17 protein-coding genes are annotated in these 20,420 nt (G+C 71.9%); 15 read left to right on the top strand and 2 right to left on the bottom strand.

Annotated features, from left to right (window positions below; translation table 11 throughout):
• The first annotated feature begins 123 nt into the window (after positions 1 to 123).
• From pyrH to FQY64_RS00620, 13 genes are all read left to right on the top strand, one after another.
• Positions 124 to 855 (top strand): UMP kinase, encoded by a 732-nt coding sequence (gene pyrH, locus FQY64_RS00680; protein ID WP_146471778.1) that lies wholly within the window; start codon positions 124 to 126, stop codon positions 853 to 855.
• 82 nt (positions 856 to 937) lie between these two features.
• A complete protein-coding gene (locus FQY64_RS00675) occupies positions 938 to 1,870 on the top strand; it encodes a cation diffusion facilitator family transporter (protein ID WP_146471777.1) in 933 nt (310 codons plus the stop codon).
• 63 nt (positions 1,871 to 1,933) lie between these two features.
• On the top strand, positions 1,934 to 2,491 hold the full coding sequence (gene frr / locus FQY64_RS00670; protein ID WP_146471776.1) for a ribosome recycling factor: 558 nt from the start codon (positions 1,934 to 1,936) through the stop codon (positions 2,489 to 2,491).
• Between the two features lie 20 nt (positions 2,492 to 2,511).
• Positions 2,512 to 3,291 (top strand): polyprenyl diphosphate synthase, encoded by a 780-nt coding sequence (gene uppS / locus FQY64_RS00665; protein WP_146471775.1) that lies wholly within the window; start codon positions 2,512 to 2,514, stop codon positions 3,289 to 3,291.
• Positions 3,288 to 4,124 (top strand): phosphatidate cytidylyltransferase, encoded by an 837-nt coding sequence (locus FQY64_RS00660; RefSeq protein ID WP_146471774.1) that lies wholly within the window; start codon positions 3,288 to 3,290, stop codon positions 4,122 to 4,124. Before uppS ends, FQY64_RS00660 begins: the two co-directional genes overlap by 4 nt.
• 1 nt (position 4,125) lies before the next feature.
• A complete protein-coding gene (locus FQY64_RS00655; RefSeq protein ID WP_146471773.1) occupies positions 4,126 to 5,325 on the top strand; it encodes a 1-deoxy-D-xylulose-5-phosphate reductoisomerase in 1,200 nt (399 codons plus the stop codon).
• Between the two features lie 33 nt (positions 5,326 to 5,358).
• A complete protein-coding gene (rseP, locus tag FQY64_RS00650; RefSeq protein WP_146471772.1) occupies positions 5,359 to 6,705 on the top strand; it encodes an RIP metalloprotease RseP in 1,347 nt (448 codons plus the stop codon).
• A 74-nt stretch (positions 6,706 to 6,779) separates the two neighbouring features.
• Complete coding sequence (gene bamA / locus FQY64_RS00645; RefSeq protein ID WP_146471771.1) at positions 6,780 to 9,236, top strand: outer membrane protein assembly factor BamA; 2,457 nt, start codon at positions 6,780 to 6,782, stop codon at positions 9,234 to 9,236.
• A 19-nt stretch (positions 9,237 to 9,255) separates the two neighbouring features.
• Positions 9,256 to 10,281 carry a UDP-3-O-(3-hydroxymyristoyl)glucosamine N-acyltransferase gene (lpxD, locus tag FQY64_RS00640; RefSeq protein ID WP_146471770.1) on the top strand — a complete coding sequence of 342 codons (1,026 nt, stop codon included), beginning with the start codon at positions 9,256 to 9,258 and terminating at the stop codon, positions 10,279 to 10,281.
• On the top strand, positions 10,278 to 10,733 hold the full coding sequence (gene fabZ / locus FQY64_RS00635; protein ID WP_146471769.1) for a 3-hydroxyacyl-ACP dehydratase FabZ: 456 nt from the start codon (positions 10,278 to 10,280) through the stop codon (positions 10,731 to 10,733). The genes lpxD and fabZ overlap by 4 nt, the downstream gene beginning before the upstream one ends.
• A 5-nt stretch (positions 10,734 to 10,738) precedes the next feature.
• The gene (gene lpxA, locus FQY64_RS00630; RefSeq protein WP_146471768.1) at positions 10,739 to 11,521 is read left to right on the top strand and encodes an acyl-ACP--UDP-N-acetylglucosamine O-acyltransferase; all 783 of its coding nucleotides are present in this window, start codon (positions 10,739 to 10,741) and stop codon (positions 11,519 to 11,521) included.
• 358 nt (positions 11,522 to 11,879) lie between these two features.
• The gene (gene lpxB / locus FQY64_RS00625; protein ID WP_146471767.1) at positions 11,880 to 13,118 is read left to right on the top strand and encodes a lipid-A-disaccharide synthase; all 1,239 of its coding nucleotides are present in this window, start codon (positions 11,880 to 11,882) and stop codon (positions 13,116 to 13,118) included.
• A 98-nt stretch (positions 13,119 to 13,216) separates the two neighbouring features.
• On the top strand, positions 13,217 to 13,861 hold the full coding sequence (locus FQY64_RS00620; protein ID WP_146471766.1) for a ribonuclease HII: 645 nt from the start codon (positions 13,217 to 13,219) through the stop codon (positions 13,859 to 13,861).
• On the opposite strand, the gene FQY64_RS00615 is transcribed toward FQY64_RS00620, so the two are convergent.
• Positions 13,858 to 14,106 carry a hypothetical protein gene (locus tag FQY64_RS00615; protein WP_146471765.1) on the bottom strand — a complete coding sequence of 83 codons (249 nt, stop codon included), beginning with the start codon at positions 14,104 to 14,106 and terminating at the stop codon, positions 13,858 to 13,860. The genes FQY64_RS00620 and FQY64_RS00615 overlap by 4 nt on opposite strands.
• The gene (locus tag FQY64_RS00610; RefSeq protein ID WP_146471764.1) at positions 14,103 to 16,295 is read right to left on the bottom strand and encodes a tetratricopeptide repeat protein; all 2,193 of its coding nucleotides are present in this window, start codon (positions 16,293 to 16,295) and stop codon (positions 14,103 to 14,105) included. The genes FQY64_RS00615 and FQY64_RS00610 overlap by 4 nt, the downstream gene beginning before the upstream one ends.
• Positions 16,296 to 16,434: 139 nt before the next feature.
• On the opposite strand from FQY64_RS00610, the gene FQY64_RS00605 reads away from it, so the two are divergent.
• Together FQY64_RS00605 and dnaE are read left to right on the top strand one after the other, a co-directional pair.
• Positions 16,435 to 16,683 (top strand): hypothetical protein, encoded by a 249-nt coding sequence (locus tag FQY64_RS00605; RefSeq protein ID WP_146471763.1) that lies wholly within the window; start codon positions 16,435 to 16,437, stop codon positions 16,681 to 16,683.
• Positions 16,684 to 16,802: 119 nt separating this feature from the next.
• Positions 16,803 to 20,369, top strand: a complete 3,567-nt coding sequence (gene dnaE, locus FQY64_RS00600; protein WP_146471762.1) for a DNA polymerase III subunit alpha — start codon at positions 16,803 to 16,805, stop codon at positions 20,367 to 20,369.
• Positions 20,370 to 20,420 lie beyond the last annotated feature (51 nt).

The raw sequence follows: 20,420 nt of genomic DNA, 5'->3' as shown, positions 1-20,420 counted from the left end.
TCCCCCCCACCCGCGCGGGCGACGATCCGCGGCGTCGCCGGCGGGGGCGTCGGCGGCCGTGAACCGGCGCGTCGCGGCGCTCCCTTACAATTCCGCCGTTTGCCCCCACTCCATGAGGTCGTCATGTCCCAGCTCGCCTACCGCCGTGTCCTGCTCAAACTGTCCGGCGAGGCGCTGATGGGAGACGAGGACTACGGGATCGATCCGAAGGTGATCGGGCGCCTGGCGCGCGAGGTGATCGAAGCGCAGCAGGCCGGCGCCGAGATCGCCCTCGTCATCGGCGGCGGCAACATCTTCCGCGGCGCGGGTCTGGCCGCGGCCGGCATGGACCGCGTCACCGGCGACCAGATGGGCATGCTGGCCACCGTCATCAACGCGCTGGCGATGCAGGACGCGCTGGAGAAGCTCGGCGCCAAGTGCCGGGTGATGAGCGCGATCAAGATCAACGACGTCTGCGAGGACTACATCCGCCGCCGCGCCGTGCGTCACCTCGAGAAGGGCCGCATCACCATCTTCGCCGCCGGCACCGGCAACCCGTTCTTCACCACCGACTCGGGCGCGGCGCTGCGCGCGATCGAGATCGGCGCCGATCTGCTGCTGAAGGCGACCAAGGTCGACGGCGTGTACGACAAGGACCCCAAGAAGCACGCCGACGCGGTGCGGTTCGAGAAGCTCACCTACGACGAGGTGATCGCGCGCGAGCTGGAGGTGATGGACACCGCCGCGTTCGCCCTGTGCCGCGACTCCGACCTGCCGCTGCGCATCTTCGACATGGGCCAGCCCGGCGTGCTGCTGAGGATCCTGCGCGGCGAGAACATCGGCACGCTGGTGCAGGGCCGCAACGGCGGCGCGTGATCGCCGGCCGCCGGCGTCGCGGCGGCACGCCCCGGGCGGCCGCGGAATAGTGTCCGCCGCCCGCGCATGCCACCATCGCCGCATGCACGCGCACCACCGCCACCACGATCACGATCACGCTCACGGCCACGGCAGCGCGACGCGCACGTTCGCGATCGCGACCCTGGTCAACCTGGCCTACACCGCGCTCGAGGCCGGCTACGGGTTCGCGACCAACTCGCTGGCGCTGCTGTCGGACGCCCTGCACAACCTCGGCGACGTGCTCGGCCTGGGCTTGGCGTGGGGCGCGGCGCGTATCGCCCGCCGGCCGCCGACCGCGCGCCACACCTACGGCTGGCGCCGCGCCACCCTGCTCTCGCCGCTGGCGAACGCGATCGTGCTGGTCGCTTTCGCCGGCGCGCTGGCGTGGGAGGCCGTGCGCCGCTTCGCACAGCCCCCCGAGGTGCCGGCCGTTCCGGTGATGGCGGTGGCCGCGATCGGCATCGCGGTCAACCTGGGCGCCGCCTGGCTGGTGCACGGCGGCGGCCATCAGCGCGACCTCAACCGCCGCGGCGCCTTCCTGCATCTGATGGCCGACGCCGCGGTGTCGCTGGCGGCGGTGCTGGCCGGCGCCGGGATGCTGTGGCTGGGCTGGGCCTGGCTCGACCCGGCGATGGGCGCGCTGGTCGCCGCGGTGGTGGCGGTGGGCTCGTTCGGCCTGCTGCGCGAGAGTTTCGATGCGGCGATGGACGCCGTGCCGCGCGGCATCGACCGCGCCGAGGTGGAGGCGTTCCTGCGCGGGCAGCCGGGCGTGCGGGCGGTCCATCACCTGCACATCTGGTCGCTGGGCGCGGGCGAAGTGGCGATGACGGCGCACCTGGTCCGCCCCGACCCCGGCGACCACGACGCCTTCATCGACCGCCTGAACCACGCGCTCGACGCCCGCTTCGGGATCAACCACCCGACGCTGCAGATCGAGCACGGGCAGGGCTGCGAGCACGATCGCCACGTCCGCGCCCCGCACGGCGGCCACTGACCGGCGCGCGCGCTGCCGCGCCCCGTATAATCGCGCGCTTACCGCGATATCCCGGAGCCGGCGATGCTCAACCAGATCAAGAAAGACGCGCAGACCCGCATGGCCAAGAGCGTGGAGGCCTTCCGTCAGGAGCTGGTCAAGCTGCGCACCGGCCGCGCCTCCACCGCCCTGGTGGACCACCTGAAGGTGAACTACTACGGCTCGGACGTGCCGGTCTCGCAGGTCGCGAGCGTGGCGGTCACCGACGCGCGCACGATCACCATCACGCCGTGGGAGAAGCAGATGGTCGGCCCGATCGAGAAGGCCATCCTCGCCTCCGACCTCGGACTGACGCCGAACACCGCGGGCACGGTGATCCGCCTGAACCTGCCGCCGCTCACCGAGGAGCGCCGCCGCGAACTGGCCAAGGTGGTGCATTCGGAGGGCGAGGACGCCAAGGTCGCGATCCGCAACATCCGCCGCGACGCCAATCACCACGTCAAGGAGCTGCTGAAGGACAAGCAGATCACGGAGGACGACGTGCGCCGCGCCGAGGACGAGATCCAGAAGCTGACCGATCACGCCATCAAGGAGGTGGACGAGATCGTCAAGGCGAAGGAACAGGAACTGATGGCGGTCTGACGGCGCCGGCCGCCGTCGTCATGTCGGAAGCGACTTCCGCCGCGCCGCGCATTCCGCGGCACTTGGCCATCATCATGGACGGCAACGGCCGCTGGGCCGAGCGCCGCCGGCGTCCGCGCGCCATCGGCCATCGCGCCGGCGCGCGCGCGGTCAACGTCTGCATCGACTTCTGCCTGGAGAAAGGCATCCGGGCGCTGACCCTGTTCGCCTTCTCGAGCGAGAACTGGGGCCGCCCGCAGGACGAGGTCGGCGCGCTGATGAAGCTGTTCATGACCGCGCTGGAGCGCGAGGTCGACGACCTCGCCCGCCGCGGCGTGCGCATCCGCTTCATCGGCGAGCGCGAGCGCTTCCAGCCGGCCATCGTCGAGCGCATGGACGCGGCCGAAGCGCTCACCCGCGCCAACCAGCGCCTGCACCTGACCATCGCCGCCAGCTACGGCGGGCGCTGGGACATCGCCCAGGCCGCGCGCGCGCTGGCGCTCGAGGTCGCGGCCGGCCGCCTCGCGCCGGAGGCGATCGACGAGGCCGCGGTCGGCGCGCGCGTCGCGCTGGCCGATCTGCCGCCGCCGGACCTGTTCATCCGCACCGGAGGTGAGATGCGCGTCAGCAATTTCCTGCTGTGGCAGCTCGCCTACACCGAACTGTGGTTCACCGAGCGGTTGTGGCCCGAGGTCGACGCGGCGACACTCCAGCAGGCGCTCGACGACTACGCCCGCCGCGAACGCCGCTTCGGCCTGACCGGCGCGCAGATCGCCGCGCGCGAAGGCAGCGACGCAACCCCGCAAGGAAACCCGCAATGACCCGAACCCGCCTGATCGCCGCGCTGGTGATGACGCCCGTCGCGATCGCCGCGATGCTGCTGCTGCCCACGCCCTGGATGATGGCGCTGGCCGCCGTGGTCTTCCTGGCCGGCCTGTGGGAATGGTTCGAGCTGGCGGAAATCGAGGACACGCTGGGCCGCTGGGTGCTGCTGGTCGCGCACGTGGCGATGATGGTGGCGCTGGTATGGGCCTCGCGCTCCACCCAGGGTTTCAGCCTCGCCCTGCTGCAGACGGCGACCGTGGTCGGCGTGGTGTGGTGGGTGCTGGCGCTGCTGTGGCTGCGCTTCCCCCGCTTCGGCAGCAACCACCAGACCCACGCGCGGGTGTTCAAGCTCGCGGCCGGCGCGCTGGCGGTGATCCCGGCCTGGGCCGCGCTCGGCTGGATCCACGTCGAGGAGCCCAACGGCCACCGCTGGCTGCTGGCGGCGCTGGCGATCGTGTGGGCGGCCGACACCGGCGCCTACTTCGTCGGCCGCCATTTCGGCCGCCGCAAGCTGGCGCCGGTGGTAAGCCCGAACAAGACGGTCGAAGGGCTGCTCGGCGGCGTCGCCGCCGGCGTCGCGGTGAGCCTCCCGTTCGCCCTGTTCGCCAAGGCCGGCGTGGCGGAGCTGCCGCTGGTGGCGCTGCTCGCGTTCGCGACCGTGCTGTTCTCGGTGGTCGGCGACCTGTTCGAGAGCCTGCTCAAGCGCCACGCCGGCGTGAAGGATTCGGGGCACCTGATTCCGGGCCACGGCGGCGTGCTCGACCGCATCGACGGCGTCCTGGCGGCATTGCCGGTGTTCGCGCTCGGCAAGGGTCTGCTGGGGTTCTGAGATGCGCCGGATCGCCGTACTGGGCGCCACCGGGTCGATCGGGACCTCGGCCCTCGACGTGATCGCGCGCCATCCCGAGCGCCTGCGCGCGAGCGTGCTGGCCGCCGGCTGCAACGTCGAGGCGCTGCTGCGGCTGTGTGCGGCCCACCGCCCCGAGCATGCGGTGATCGACGATGCCTCCTGCTTCGACGCGTTGCGCGAGGGCCTGCGCGAACGCGGCCTGGCGACCCGGGCGCACTGCGGCACGCAGGCGCTGGAGGCGCTGGTCGCAAGCGACGCGTGCGACACCGTGGTGGCCGCGATCGTCGGCGCCGCCGGCCTGCCGGGCACGCTCGCCGCCGCACGCAGCGGCAAGCGCCTGCTGCTGGCCAACAAGGAATCGCTGGTGCTGGCCGGCGAGCTGGTGATGGGCGCCGCGCACGAGGCCGGCGCGGTGGTGGTGCCGATCGACAGCGAGCACAACGCCCTGTTCCAGTGCCTGCCGGTCGGGCATGGCGCCTGGGGCCACGGCGACGACTGGCGACGCGCTGGCGTGACGCGCATCGTGCTGACCGCCTCCGGCGGACCCTTCCGCGGACGCCCGCGCGAATCGCTGCACGACGTGACGCCCGAACAGGCGATCGCGCACCCGAGGTGGTCGATGGGGCCGAAGATCTCGGTGGACTCGGCCACGCTGATGAACAAGGGCCTGGAGGTGATCGAGGCGCACCACCTGTTCGGCGTGCCGGCCGAGCGCATCGAGGTCGTCGTGCATCCGCAGAGCCTCGTCCATTCGCTGGTCGAGTTCGCCGATGGCTCGCTGCTGGCGCAACTGGGCCTGCCGGACATGCGCACCGCGCTGGCGGTCGGCTTCGGCTGGCCGGAACGCATCGCCTCGGGCGTGGCCGGGCTGGACCTGGTCCGTCACGGCCGGCTCGACTTCGAGGCGCCCGACCTCGACGCCTTCCCGTGCCTGGCGCTGGCCTTCGACGCGCTGCGCGCGGGCGGCACCGCACCGGCGGTGCTCAACGCCGCCAACGAGGTGGCGGTTTCAGCCTTTCTTCAGCGCCGGATCGCATTCTTGGCCATTCCCGAGGTGGTCCGTGCGACGCTGGAGGCGATCCCCGCGGAACCTGCGGCCTCGCTTGCGGTCCTGTTGGACGCCGACGCGCGCGCGCGCCGCCATGCCGAGTCCCTCCTCCGTGCGTTCCCCGCGTCCTGAGTTCCCGTTTGGTTTCCCGAGAGCCGCCCACCCATGAATGAGTTCCTCGGTTCGGTGTGGTGGCTGCTGGTCAGCCTCGGCATCCTCATCACTATCCACGAATTCGGCCACTTCTGGGTGGCGCGCCGCTGCGGCGTGAAGGTGCTGCGCTTCTCGATCGGTTTCGGCACGCCGCTGTGGCGGCGTCGCGGCGCCGACGGCACCGAGTTCGTGGTGGCCGCGATCCCGCTCGGCGGCTACGTGAAGATGCTGGACGAGCGCGAGGGCGAGGTGGCGCCGGAGGAGCGGCATCGCGCCTTCAACCGCCAGTCGGTGTGGAAGCGGATGGCGATCGTGGTCGCCGGGCCGCTGGCGAACCTGCTGCTGTGCATCGCCCTGCTGTGGGCGATGTTCGTCATCGGCCGGCCGGACTACGCGCCGGTGATCGGCGCGGTACGCGACGTCGCGGCCGAGTCCGGCCTGCGCGCGGGCGACACCGTGCTCGCGGTCGGCGACACGCCGGTGAGCACCTGGACCGAAGTCGAAACGCGCCTGCTGCCGGCGGCGCTCGATCGCGACGACGTCGCGCTGCGCGTGCGCACCGCCGCGGGCGGCGAGACCACGCGCACGCTGCGCCTGTCGCGTCTGCCCGACAGCCTGCGCGGCCTCGATGCGGTGCGCGCGGTCGGTCTGGTGCCGCGCCATCTCGCGCCGGCGCCCGTGGTCGGCGCGGTCGCCGCAGCGCCGGCGCTCGGCGCGCTGCGGCCGGGCGACCGCATCCTCGCGGTCGACGGGGAGCCCATCGAACGCTGGGATCAGATCCTTCCGCTCGTGCAGCGCGCCGGCGAGCGCGGCACGCCGGTGCGGTTGCGGCTCGCCCGCGACGGCCGCGAGCTCGCGGTGTCGCTGCGGCCGCGGCAGCGCACCGTCGAAGGCCGCACGTACTGGGCGCTCGGCATCCAGGTGGCGGTACCCGGGAAGGACGCGCTGCTGCGCCATGGTCCGGTGGCCGCGGTGCCGGCCGCATTGCGCGAGGGCGCGCAGCAGACCCGCGAGCTGTTCGCGATGATCGGCCGCGCGTTCAGCGGCAAGGTGTCCGCACAGCACACGGTCGCAGGTCCGCTCACCATCGCGCGCGCCGCGAACGCGTTCGCCCAGCAGGGCGCGGCCTGGTACCTGTCGATGCTGGCGCTGCTGTCGCTCAGCCTCGGGATATTGAACCTGCTGCCGATCCCGATCTTGGACGGCGGTCACCTGCTGTATTACCTTATCGAGCTGATCAAGGGCAGCCCGGTCAGCGAGCGCGTCATGGCTGCCGGGCAGTACGTCGGCCTGGCGCTGATCGTCGGGCTGATGGGCCTGGCGTTCTACAACGACATCGTGAACAACCTGGTGCGCTGATGGCGGCGGCCGGCCCGAACCTGCAGACCCGTCGCCCGTCCGCGGGCGTCGACGACTCCCAACCGGACGTGATGATGACGCGACCCCTTCCTCGCCGCCTGCTCGCCCTCGCTCTCGCCGCGGCGCTCGCCGCTCCCGCGTGGGCGCAGTCGGTCGATCCGTTCACCGTCACCGACATCCGCATCGACGGCCTGCAGCGCATCTCCGCCGGTACCGTGTTCACCTATCTGCCGGTGGAACGCGGCGACCGCATCGACTCCGCGCGCGCCGCCGAGGCGATCCGCGCGCTGTACCGCACCGGCTTCTTCGACGACGTGCGCCTGGACCGCCAGGGCGACATCCTCGTGGTGACGGTGACCGAGCGCCCGGCGATCAACAAGCTCACGGTCACCGGCAACAAGGACATCAAGACCGAAGACCTGATGAAGGGCCTCGGCGAGGCCGGCCTGCGCGAGGGCGACACCTACGACCGCCTCGCGCTCGACCGCATCAGGCAGGAGCTCACGCGGCAGTACAACAACCGCGGCAAGTACAACGTCGAGATCACCCCGACGGTCGCGCGCCTGGACCGCAACCGCGTCGACCTGACGATCACCATCAAGGAAGGCAAGGCGGCCAAGATCCGCCACATCAACCTGGTGGGCACCGAGAAGCTCGACGAGGAACAGATCCTCGACGCCTGGGAATCGCGCCCGAGCAACTGGCTGAGCTGGTACCGGCGCGACGACCAGTACTCGCGCGAGAAGCTGTCCGGCGACCTCGAGCGTCTCAACGCGTTCTATCTCGACCGCGGCTACGTCGACTTCAGCGTCGACAGCACGCAGGTGGCGATCAGTCCCGAGCGCCAGGACGTGTACATCACCGCCGGCATCACCGAGGGCGACCAGTACAAGGTGGCCAAGGTCGAACTGGCCGGCGACACGGTGCTGCCGCGCGAGCAGGTCGAACGGCTGGTGCTGGTCAAGCCCGACCAGATCTTCTCGCGGCGGCTGATCGAGCTGAGCTCGGATTCGATCACCGCCACGCTCGGCAACATCGGCTACGCGTTCGCGCAGGTGAATCCGATCCCCGACGTCGATCGCGGGAACAAGACGGTCGATCTGACGCTCGAGGTGGTGCCCGGTCCGCGCGTGAGCGTGCGCCGCATCCAGGTCAAGGGCAACACCCGCACCTCCGACGAGGTGATCCGCCGCGAGATGCGCCAGTTCGAGGGCGCCTGGTTCTCGCAGGCGGCGGTGGACCGCTCCAAGATCCGCCTGCAGCAGCTCGGGTTCTTCGAGCAGGTCGACGTCGAAACCCAGCCGGTGCCGGGCACGCCGGACCAGGTCGACGTGGTGTTCAACGTCAAGGAAACCACGTCGGGCAGCTTCGTGTTCGGCGTGGGCTATTCGCAGCTCTCGGGGCTGACCACGCAGATCCAGTTGTCGCAGTCCAACTTCCTTGGCAGCGGCAACCGCGTCGCCGTGCAGGCGCAGCGCAACCGATTCGTGCAGCGCTACGACTTCTCGTATACCAACCCGTACTTCACCGACAACGGGTTGTCGCTGGGCTATCACCTGTCGTACCGCGAGTTCGACAACGCCGACTTCAACACGGCGCAGTACTCCACCACCAGCCGCATCGGCCAGGTCGTGCTGGGCCTGCCGATCACCGAGACCGACACCGTCTCGCTGATGGTCGGCGCCGACAGCAACCAGATCTTCGTCGGCGAGACGTATTCGCCCGCGCCGATCGTCGATTACGTCGACGCGCTCGACCAGCGCACCTTCCATGCCTGGCGCGCCGAGCTCGGCTGGCAGCGCAGCACGATCGACAACTTCCTGACGCCGAACCGCGGCACCATCCAGCGCGTCGGCCTGGAGATGACGCTGCCGGGTTCGACGGCCGAGTACTTCAAGCTCAGCTACAACTTCTCGAAGTTCTGGCCGCTCTCGCGCCACCTGGTGCTCAACACGCGCGTCGATCTGGGCTACGGCGACAGCTACGGCGACGACGTGACGCGCAACATCTGCTTCACCCCGCCGACCTGGGTCGACCACGACAACAACGCCAGCACGCCGCCGGTCTACACGCCGGGGCCTGCGCCGAGCGAGCCGTGCCTTACCACCTCGCCGGACTTCGAGCGCACGGTCACCGCCAGCGGCCTGCCGTTCTTCGAGAACTTCTACGCCGGCGGCGTGCGTTCGGTGCGCGGTTTCCGCGACAACACGCTCGGGCCGCGCGCGGCGCCGCGCCCCGGCGGCACCGCGCAGCCGATGGGCGGCGCGCTGAAGACGGTCGGCTCGCTGGAGATGTACTTCCCCTCGCTGCTGCGCACGCCGACGGCGCGCGTGTCGGCGTTCGTGGACGTGGGCAACGTGTTCACCGACGTCGATGCGTTCGATGCCGGCGAGCTGCGCGCCTCGGCGGGCGTGGCGCTGGTCTGGCGCGCGCCGGTCGGCCCGATCTCGATCAGCTACGCGTTCCCGATCCGCAAGGAAGACGACGACGAGCTGGAACGCCTGCAGTTCACCTTCGGCGGCGCGTTCTGATCGCGCGCACGGTGTGACCGTGTCCGCTCCCGTCTACACCGCCGCCGAGCTGGCGCAGCGCGCCGGACTTGGGCTCAGGGGCGACGGCGCCGTGCGCGTGCGCGGCGTCGGCACGCTGGCGCGGGCGCGGGCGGACGAGCTGGCGTTTCTCGCCAATCCCCGCTACCGCGCGCAGTTGGCCGACACCGCGGCCGCCGCGGTGGTGATGCGCGCCGAGGACGCCGAAGGGTTCGCCGGCACCGCGCTGATCGCGCGCGACCCGTACGCGGCCTTCGCCCGGCTCGCCGCCCTGTTCGAAACGCGCGCGGCGCCGGAGCCGGGCGTGCACCCGAGCGCGGTCGTCGATCCGGGCGCGCGGGTGGACCCGCGAGCGCACGTCGGTGCGTTCGTCAGCATCGGCGCGCGCAGCCGCATCGAGGCCGGCGCCATCGTCGGCCCCGGTTGCGTGATCGGGGAGGACTGCGTGGTCGGCGAAGGCTCCGAACTGGTCGCGCGGGTGACGCTGGTGAAGCGGGTGCGGCTCGGCCGCCGCGTGCTGGTCCACCCGGGCGCCGTGCTCGGCGCCGACGGCTTCGGGCTGGCGATGGACGGCGGGCGCTGGCTCAAGGTGCCGCAGCTCGGCGGCGTGGTGGTCGGCGACGACTGCGAGATCGGCGCCAACACCACGATCGACCGCGGCGCGATCGAGGACACCGTGCTCGAGGAGGACGTGCGCCTCGACAACCAGATCCAGATCGGCCACAACGCGCACATCGGCGCGCACACCGCGATGGCCGGCTGCGCCGCCGTGGCCGGCAGCGCGCGGATCGGCCGCTACTGCCTGATCGGCGGCGGCGCCGGCGTACTGGGCCATCTGGAGCTGTGCGACCGGGTCACGGTGACGGCGATGAGCCTGGTGACCCACTCGATCCGCGAGCCCGGCGAATACTCCTCGGGCACGCCGTTGATGGACAATCGTTCCTGGCGACGGAATGCCGCGCGCTTCAAGCAACTCGACGCCCTCGCCCGCCGGCTCCGCCGCGGCGCCGATTCCGATCCGACATGACCGACACCATCCAACTGCCGCTCGACATCGCCGCGATTCAGCGGCTGCTTCCGCACCGCTACCCGTTCCTGCTGGTCGACCGCGTGGTCGAGTTCGAGCCGTCCAGGCGCGTGCTGGCCTACAAGAACGTGAGCGCCAACGAGGCGTTCTTCAACGGCCATTTCCCGGGCCATCCGGTGATGCCGGGCGTGCTGGTGATCGAGGCGCTGGCGCAGGCCGGCGGCGTGCTCACCCAGCTCTCCGATCCGAACCGCGCGGAGGGCCGCCAGTTCTACCTGGTGAAGGTGGACAACGCGAAATTCTCGAAAATGGTGGTGCCGGGCGACCGGCTGGAGCTCGAGGTCCATCTCAAGCGCATGATCCGCAACATGGCGCTGCTGTCGGGCGTGGCGCGCGTGGACGGCGAGCAGGTCGCCTGCGCCGACGTGCTGTGCGCCGAGGCGAAGCGCTGACGGCGATGGGAGCGAAGATCCATCCGACCGCGGTGGTCGAACCGGGCGCGCGGCTCGCGGACGGCGTGCAGGTCGGTCCGTTCTGCTACATCGGCGAAGAGGTCGAGGTCGGCGAGAACACCCTGTTCGGCCCGCACTGCAGCGTGCACGGCCCGACGCGCATCGGCCGCGACAATCGCTTCGTCGGCCATTGCGCGGTCGGCGGCGAGCCGCAGGACAAGAAGTACGGCGGCGAGCGTACCGAGCTGGTGATCGGCGACCGCAACCTGTTCCGCGAGTTCGTGACCCTCAACCGCGGCACCGGCGGCGGCGGCGGCGTGACGCGGATCGGCAGCGACAACTGGATGCTGGCCTACACGCACGTCGCCCACGACTGCCAGGTGGGCAATCACTGCGTGTTCTCCAACAACGCCACGCTCGCCGGCCACGTCACCGTGGGCGACCACGTGATCCTCAGCGGCTTCGTCGGCGTGCACCAGTTCTGCCGCATCGGCGCGCACGCGTTCATCGGCATGGGCGCGTTCGTCAACGGCGACGTGCCGCCGTTCGTGATGGTGGCGCAGGAGGGCTACGGCCGGCCGCGCGGGATCAACGCCGAGGGGCTCAAGCGCCGCGGCTTCGGGCCGGAACGGATCGCCGCGATCAAGCGCGCCTATCGTGCGCTCTACCTGGGCTCAGGTTCGCTCGACGAGGCGCGCGCCCGGCTCGCCGAACTGGCGGCGCAGAGCGACGACGTGCGCGCGTTCCTGGAGTTCGTCGACAGCGGCGAGCGGCCGTTGCTTCGGTAGGGTGGGAATCGGGAATCGGGAATCGGGAATCGGGAATCGGGAACAGGGAACAGGGAACGTCGGCGGCGTAGGGCGGGACTTGTCCCGCCGCCTGTGCGACGAAGCGATGCGCGCCTGCGGCGCGCGCCCTCACCCCAACCCCTCGTCCGGCGCCACAGCGTAGGGCGGGACTTGTCCCGCCGCATGTGCGGCGAAGCCCTGCGCGCCTGCGGCGCACGCCCTCACCCCAACCCCTCGTCCGGCCCCGCAGCGTAGGGCGGGACTTGTCCCGCCGTCTGTGCGGCGAAGCGATGCGCGCCTGCGGCGCCCTCCGCCGCGCCGGTTGCGTGGATTCCCGCCCGCGCGGGAATGACGGATCATGCGACGACCCGTCGCGATGCCTCCTGCTTTGTCGAATCCCGAATCCCCGATCCCGAATCCCCATTCTCCCCGCATCGCGCTCGTCGCCGGCGAGGCGTCGGGCGATCTGCTGGGCGCCGGGCTGGTCGCGGCGCTGCGCGAGCGGTATCCGGACGCCGTGTTCGCCGGCGTCGGCGGCGATCGCATGCGCGAAGCGGGTCTGGAGGCGTGGCACGATGCCTCCGAGCTTGCGGTGATGGGGCTGGCGGAGGTGCTGCGGCACCTGCCGCGGTTGCTGCGGCTGCGCCGCGCGCTGCGTGAGCGGCTGCTGGCGTGGCGGCCCGATGTGTTCGTCGGCATCGACGCGCCCGACTTCAACCTCGGCGTCGAGCGCTGGCTCAAGCAGCGCGGCGTGCGCACCGCGCATTACGTCAGCCCGTCGGTGTGGGCCTGGCGCGAGAAGCGCGCGGCGAAGATCGGTCTCAGCGCCGACCGCGTGCTGTGCCTGTTTCCGATGGAGCCGCCGATCTACGCGCGGCACGGGGTCGATGCGCGGTTCGTGGGCCACCCGCTCGCCGATGCGATGCCGCTGCATCCCGACCGCGCCACCGCCCGCGCCGCACTCGGCATCGCGCAGGACGCGACCGTGCTGGCGGTGCTGCCCGGCTCGCGGCTGGGCGAGATCGAACGCCTCGGCACGGTGTTCCTCGACGCCGCCGCGCGCGTGCGGCAGGCCATGCCCGACGTGCAGGTGGTGGTACCGGCCGCCAACGACGGCTGCCATGCCGCGCTGGAGACGCTCCTCGCGCGGGCGCCGGACGCCGGCGGCGCATTGCGCCTCTACCACGGTCGCGCCCGCGAGCTGATGGTCGCCAGCGACGTCGTTCTGCTGGCGTCCGGCACCGCGACGCTGGAGGCGATGCTGGCGAAGCGGCCGATGGTGGTCGGTTATCGCGTTTCGGCGTTGACCTACCGGCTGGTGAAGGGCCTCGGCATGCTGAAGGTGAGCCGCTACGCGCTGCCGAACATTCTCGCGGGCGAAACGCTGGTGCCCGAACTGATGCAGCACGAGTGCACGCCGGCGAAGCTCGCCGATGCGGTGCTGGCCTGGCTGCGCGATCCGCACGCGGCGGATGCGCTCGTTCCCCGCTTCGAGGCGATCCACGCCGGGCTGCGCCGCGATGCCTCGGCACGCGCGGCCGAAGCGATCGCGGCGCTGATCGACGGCGCCCGGGCGCGATGCGGTTCACCGCGATGAACGCGCGACTGCGCCTGCCGTTCACGCGTTTCACGCCGCACGCGGCGTCGGGGCCGCGCCCGCTTCATTCGCTGCGCGCCGCGCGCTAAGGTGGCGCGGTGCCGCCCGCCTCCCGTCCCGCACGCCGATTCCGCGCCGCCGACACCCGGTTGATCGCCGGCGTGGACGAAGCCGGGCGCGGGCCGCTGGCGGGGCCGGTCGCGGTGGCCGCGGTGATCCTGGACCGAACGCGCCGCATCCGCGGCCTCGACGATTCGAAGAAGCTCACCGCGCTGCAGCGCGAGGCGCTGTACGAGAAGATCGTCGAGCGCGCGCTGTGCTGGCACGTGGAGTTCGTCGAGGTCGAGGAGATCGACCGTCTGAACATCTTCCGTGCCACGATGGCCGGAATGCGGCGCGCGCTGTGCGCGCTGTCGCCGTGCGCGGAGCTGGCGATCGTCGACGGCAACCATCTGCCGCCGGAACTGCCGTGCGCGGCGGAGGCGCTGGTGGGCGGCGATGCGAGCGAGCCTGCGATCATGGCCGCCTCGATCCTCGCCAAGGTCGCGCGCGACCGTCTGATGTGCCGCCTGCACGAGCGCTGGCCGCAGTACGGCTTCGACGAGCACAAGGGCTATTCGACGCCGCGCCATCTGGCGGCGCTGGCCGAGCACGGCCCGTGCCCCGTGCACCGGCGCAGCTTCGCGCCGGTGTACGCGGCGCAGGTGCAGCAGCTCGCGCTGGCGCTGGAGGACGGCGTCTAGCGCTGTACCGGCCGCGGGCCGGTGACGACTGGCGTGTTGCTCATCGGCGGCACCACTTCCATGTCCACCTCGAGCTCCAGCGCCTCGTCGCCGAGCGCGGCGTGATAGCGCTTGGGCCGCGGCCCGACCACCACCGGCGTGTTGGCGGCCAGGCGCACGCGGACGACGGCATGCTCGTCCTGCGACAGCGGGATGACGAATTCGCGCTCGGCGAAATCGCGCGAGGTCGGGGCATCGGCGGTCATGGCGTTTTCTCCTGATGCAGGCCGGCGGTGAGATCGGCGCCGCGGACGGCCGCCGGCGGCCGCTCCAGCAGTCCCGCACGGGCGAACAGCGGGTGGGTGGTCAGGCGGGTTTCCGCGAGCCCGGCGGCGCGCGCGGCCTGCAGGCGCGCCCGCGCCGCGTCGCGATCGCCGAGCAGCGCGAACGTCTCGGCGTTGTAGAAGGCGACTTCGGCCGGCTCGCCGCCCAGCGCTTCGGCGCGGCGCGCCAGCGCGACGGCGGCCTCGCGTTGGCCGAGGTTGGCGCGATACCAGCCCAGCGCGGCCAGCGCCTTGGCGTCTTCCGGCTTGAGTTCGACGTAGCGCTGCGCCAGCTCGGCGGCCTCGCGGAACGCGTCGCGCGCCTGCGCAGCGGTGGCCGGATCGGCGAGCAGCGCATCGCCGAGGTTGCCGAGCAACTGGTGATTGCCCGGGCTGAGCCGGGCGGCGCGGCGGTAGAGCGCGGCCGCGCCGGCGTAGTCGCCGCCCTGGTACTTGAGCGTGCCGAGATTGCTGAGCACGCCCGCGTCCGGCTCGATCGCCGCGGCGCGCTCGAGCGCCCGCATCGCCGCTTCGTTCGACCCCGCGGTGAGCAGCAACGCGCCCAGCAGCCCCCAGTGCTCGGCCGAATCGGGGCGCAGTTCGGTGGCCCGCTTCAACGCGGCCACCGCCTCGTCGAGGCGGTTGGCGAGGTAGAGCCGGTAGCCCATCTCGGCATGGATGCGGGCGTCGGACGGGCTGGCGCGCAGGGCTTGGCGGAACAGCGCCAGCGCGGCGTCGGGGCGGCCGCGGGCGGCCTCGACCTTCGCCAGCCCGACCAGCGCCGAGGCGCGTTGCGCCGGGTCCTCGACGATCCGGCGGTACTGCTCGGCGGCGCGGTCGAGATCGCCGCGCACGCGGTAGAGGTCGCCGAGCGCGAGCTGCACGTCGGGGATGCCCGGATCCATGTTCTCGGCGGTGCGGCAGGCCAGCCGCGCGCCGTCGAATGCGGCGGCGTTGCGCTGCGTCTCGAACCGCCATGCCTCGACCCGGCACAGCCCGGCCTGCGCGCGCGCGAAGCCGGCGTCCTGCGCCAACGCGCGCCGGAAGTAGACGCCCGCGGCCGGGCGGTCGCCGCCGCTCGCCAGCGCGTGCAGGCCGCGCAGGTAGGCGTCGAAGGCGGCCACGTCGCGGGTGGGCGCCAGCCGCCGGCGCAGGCCTTCGCCCGCATCGGGCAGCACGCCGACCAGCGCCGAGGCGACTTCGCGCGCGATCTCGCTCTGGGTGGCGAACACGTCGCCGAGCTCGCGGTCGTAGCGCCGGCTCCAGAGGGTGAAGCCGGTGGCGGTGTCGGTGAGACGGGCGCGGATGCGCACCCGCTGGCCCTCGCGCTGCACCGACGCATCGAGAACCGCGGCCACGCCGAGCCGCTGGCCGAGCGCGCGCGGATCGGCACGCCCGGCGGTGGCCGGCAGCCACGCGGCCACCTTCAGCCCGGGCACGCCGGCCAGCGCGTCGTGCATCTCCGCCGCCAGGCCTTCGGCGAAGTAGCGGTCGGCCTCGTCGCGGCCGATCGGGGTGAACGGCAGCACCGCGACCGACGGCGCGACGGTCGGCGTCGCCGGAGGCTGCCGCGCGTTCCACACCAGCAGCAAGGCGGGAAGCGCCAGCACGAGCGCGGCCAGACGCACCGACCGACGCGCGCGCGGGCGCATGCGCGCAGGCGGTTCGCCGCCGCGGCGGCGCGGCGATGGCAGTGCCGCCGGAACGGATGCGGACGGGCCATCGGCGACAGCCACCGGCTCCGCCGCCCGTGTCGCGATCGGCGCCGCGGCCCGCGCCGGCTGCTCCGTCTGCAGCGTGCCGACGAAGCGGTAGCCGAGCGCGTGCTGGGTCTGGATGTAGCGCGGGTGGTGGGCGTCGTCGCCGAGCGCATGGCGGAGCTGGGCGATCACCCGCGTCAGCACGCCGGGCGTGACGTGGCGATGGCCCCACACGGCATCGAGCAGTTCGTCGCGGCCGACCAGTTCGCCGGCGCGGACCAGCAGCACCGCCAGCACCGCGAACGCCTTCGGCTCGACCGTCACCGCGACGCCGTCGCGGGTCAGCGTGTGCGCGGCGACGTCGACCACGAAGCCGTCGAAGCGGTATCGACCCGGTGCCGGCTCCGCGGCCGCTCGTCCGTTGGCGGTCATCGGCGAATCCTCATGACGGCCTCGGAAAACGCGCGAAAGCCTCTCATGAACGATGTTGCGTCCTCATGATCGGCGGCGGCCCCCGGCGGATGCTGGCCCCGCGTCGCGAACCCCCGCGCGGCGCCCTTCGGAGAGAGCCATGAACGTCATCCACACCCTGTCCAACCTGCTCGTCCCGCCGTCTGCGCGCTTTGCCCCCACGCAGGACCGCTTGGCCCGCCGCGCCGCCTGCGCCGAGGCGCTGGCCGCGGCGCGCCGTCGCAACGCCGAGCCGGACCGCCCGCCGACCCCGGACGAGGCCGACCAGGCCGCCTACGAGGCCCAGGCACGGCGCGTGCGCGAGTCGAGCTACCTGTCCGGCTCCGGCCGCCTGTTCCAGGTGCATTAGCGGACGGCCGGCGCGGCCGTCGGCGATGAACCGGCGGCCGCGCGCGGCGGCGGTGCTGTCAAGCCTGTGTGCCGCCGCCCCGCCCTGCTACGCTGCGGCCTGCCACGCCGCCCTCGCGCATGTCCGCCGCGTTCGTCCATCTCCACCTGCACAGCGAATACTCGCTGGCCGACTCGACCATCCGCGTCGACCGGCTGGTGAAGCGCTGCGTGGAACTCGGCCAGCCGGCGGTGGCGATCACCGACCTCGACAACGTGTTCGCGGCGGTGAAGTTCTACAAGGCCGCCGAGGCCCGGGGCATCAAGCCGATCATCGGCGCCGACGTCGCGCTGGCCGACGGCAACGAGGCGGCCACGCGGATGACGCTGCTGTGCCGCGACCGCACCGGCTATCTGACGCTGTCGCGGTTGCTGACGCGCGCCTGGATGGAAGGCCACCGCACCGAGGGCGTGGCGCTGCGGCCGGACTGGCTGCGCGAGGACAACACGGGCCTGTTCGCGCTGGCCGGACGCGCGAGCCTCGCCGGCCGCCTCGTCGCAGGCCATCGTCACGAACTGGCCGAGGCGTGGCTGGCCGACTGGGCCGGCGTGTTGGGCGACCGTCTGCATCTGGAGCTGGTGCGCGCGCGGCGCGACGGCGAGGACGCGTTCAATGCCTTCGCGCTGTACGCCGCCGCGCGGCGCGGCATCCCGGTGGTGGCCAGCAACGACGTGCGCTTCCTGCACGCCGGCGAGTTCGAAGCGCACGAGGCGCGCGTGTGCATCGCCACCGGCCGCGTGCTCGACGACCCCAAGCGGCCGCGCGAGTACAGCCCCGAGCAATACCTGAAGTCGACGCCGGAGATGGCGGCGCTGTTCGCCGACGTGCCGGATGCGATCGACAACGCCGTGCTGCTGGCCAAACGCTGCAACGTCGAGCTGAAGCTCGGCCAGTACGCGCTGCCGGCGTTCCCGGTGCCGAGCGAGCACACGATCGAGAGCTGGCTGCGCAACCAGGCGCGCGAGGGCCTGGCGAAGCGGCTGGAGAAGTACCCGCTGGCGGCGGGCAAGACGCGCGAGGACTACGAGCAGCGGCTCGAGACCGAGCTCGACGTCATCATCAAGATGGGGTTTCCCGGCTACTTCCTGATCGTCGCGGACTTCATCAACTGGGCCAAGCAGCACGGCATTCCGGTCGGCCCCGGCCGCGGTTCGGGCGCAGGCTCCCTGGTCGCCTGGGCGCTGGGCATCACCGACCTCGACCCGCTGCCGTACGACCTGCTGTTCGAACGCTTCCTCAACCCGGAACGCGTGTCGATGCCGGACTTCGACATCGATTTCTGCATGGACCGGCGCGACGAGGTGATCGAGTACGTCGCGCGCAAGTACGGCCGCGACCGCGTCAGCCAGATCATCACCTACGGCACCATGGCCGCGAAGGCGGTGGTGCGCGACACCGGCCGCGTGCTCGGCCATCCGTACGGCTTCGTCGACGGCATCGCCAAGCTGATCCCGAACACGCTCGGCATCACGCTGGAGGACGCGCTCGGCCGCAGCGAGGCGGCGAAGAAGGATCCGTCGCTGGCCTCGGCCGAGCTGATCCAGCGCTACGAGGCCGAGGACGAGGTGCGCGATCTGATCGACCTCGCGCTCAAGCTCGAGGACCTCACGCGCAACGCCGGCAAGCACGCCGGCGGCGTGGTGATCGCGCCCAGCCCGCTGTCCGACTTCTGCCCGCTGTTCGCCGAACACGACGGCGAAGGCCGCGGCAGGAACCCGGTGACGCAGTTCGACAAGGACGACGTCGAGGCGGTCGGTCTGGTGAAGTTCGACTTCCTCGGCCTGCGCACGCTCACGATCATCGACTGGGCGGTGAAGGCCATCAACCGGCGCCGCGCCAAAGCCGGCGAGCCGGCACTCGACATCGGCGCGCTGCCGCTCGACGACGCCGAGACCTACAAGCTGTTCGCGCGCGGCGACACGGTCGCGGTGTTCCAGTTCGAATCGCGCGGCATGCGCGAGCTGCTCAAGCGCGCAAAGCCCGACACCTTCGAGGACATCATCGCGCTCGCCGCGCTGTTCCGCCCCGGCCCGCTCGGCTCGGGGATGGATCGCGAATGGGTCGACCGCAAGCACGGCAACACCGAGGTCACCTATCCGCACCCGGCGCTGGAGCCGGTGCTGGCGCCGACCTACGGCGTCATCGTGTACCAGGAACAGGTGATGCAGATCGCGCAGGTGCTGGCGGGCTATTCGCTCGGCGGCGCCGACCTGCTGCGCCGCGCGATGGGCAAGAAGAAGCCCGAGGAGATGGCGAAGGAGCGCGCCAAGTTCGAGGCCGGCGCGGCCGAGCGCGGCGTCGATCCGAAGCAGGCGTCGCAGATCTTCGACCTGATGGAGAAGTTCGCCGAGTACGGCTTCAACAAGTCGCACTCGGCGGCGTACGCGCTGGTCGCCTACCAGACCGCGTGGCTGAAGGTGCACTACCCCGCCGAGTTCATGGCGGCGGTGCTGTCCTCGGACATGGACAACACCGACAAGGTGGTCGGCTTTCTCGACGAGGCGCGCGCGCTCGGCCTCACCGTGCTGCCGCCGGATGTCAACGCATCGGCGTACATGTTCGAGGCGGTCGTGCCGGAACCCGGTCCGCAGGCGAACCGGCCGGACACCATCCGCTACGGCCTCGGCGCGGTGAAGGGCGTCGGCCGCGGCGTGTGCGAGGCGATCGTCGAGGCGCGGCGTGCGGGCGTGTTCACCGACCTGCTCGACTTCTGCCGGCGCGTGGAAGGCGGCAAGCTCAACCGCCGCGCGCTGGAAGCGCTGATCCACGCCGGCGCGCTCGATGCGCTGGGGAAGAACCGCGCCAGCCTGATGCTGCAGTTGCCGGAGGTGCTGAAGGCCACCGAGCAGCTCGCGCGCGAACGCGAGGCCGGCCAGGTGTCGCTGTTCGGCGGCTTCGAAACCGCCGCGCCCGCGCTGCGGATCGAGCTGCCGGAGACCGACGAATGGCCGCTGGCGCAGAAGCTGGCCGGCGAGCGCGAGACGCTCGGCCATTACCTCAGCGGCCATCCGTTCGATCCGTATCGCGAGGAGGTGCGCGGGCTGATCGGCCACGACCTCGGCGATCTGGAACGGATCTGGGAGTCGCGGCCGGAGAACGCGCGCGGCGGCTGGCGGCCGGAGATCGAGGTGGTGGTTGCGGGTCTGGTCACCGGCTTCCGCAAGAAGGGCGACGCGCAGATGTTCGTGCTGATCGAGGACGGCCGCGGCCGGCTCGAGTGCGCGTTCTTCGCCGAGACCTACGCGGAGTATTCGGCGCTGATCGCGCGCGACCGCCTGATCGTCGTGCAGGGCGGCCTGCGCGAGGACGCGTTCAGCGGCGGCTTCGCGCTGCGCGCGCAGCGCTGCTGGGACTACGCGCAACTTTGTCCGAGGCAGGCGCAGCGGCTGTCGCTGCGCGTGGACCTGCGCGAGGACGGCGCGTGGGCGAAGGTCGACGCGCTGCTGGCCGAGCACCGGCCCGGGCCGACGCCGCTGCGGCTGGATGCGTTCGTGCGCGGCGCGGCCGGCACGCTGGAGCTCAACGGCACGTGCTCGGTGCGGGTCGATGCCGAGTTGCCGAGCCGGCTGCGTTCATTGCCCGGCGTGAAAGCGGTGAAGGTCGCGCTGGCGCGGCCGTGGACGCCGAACGCGCGCGAGGGGAGTTGACCCCGCGCCGACCGGCCCGTCGGTCGATTCCCGTAGGTCGGGCTGAGCCGA

This window comes from Vulcaniibacterium thermophilum (genome assembly GCF_007923255.1).
GTDB classification, from domain to species: domain Bacteria; phylum Pseudomonadota; class Gammaproteobacteria; order Xanthomonadales; family Xanthomonadaceae; genus Lysobacter_F; species Lysobacter_F thermophilum.
The sequence above is the reverse complement of the archived record's forward strand: the minus strand, read 5'-3'. Positions and strand labels throughout refer to the sequence as shown.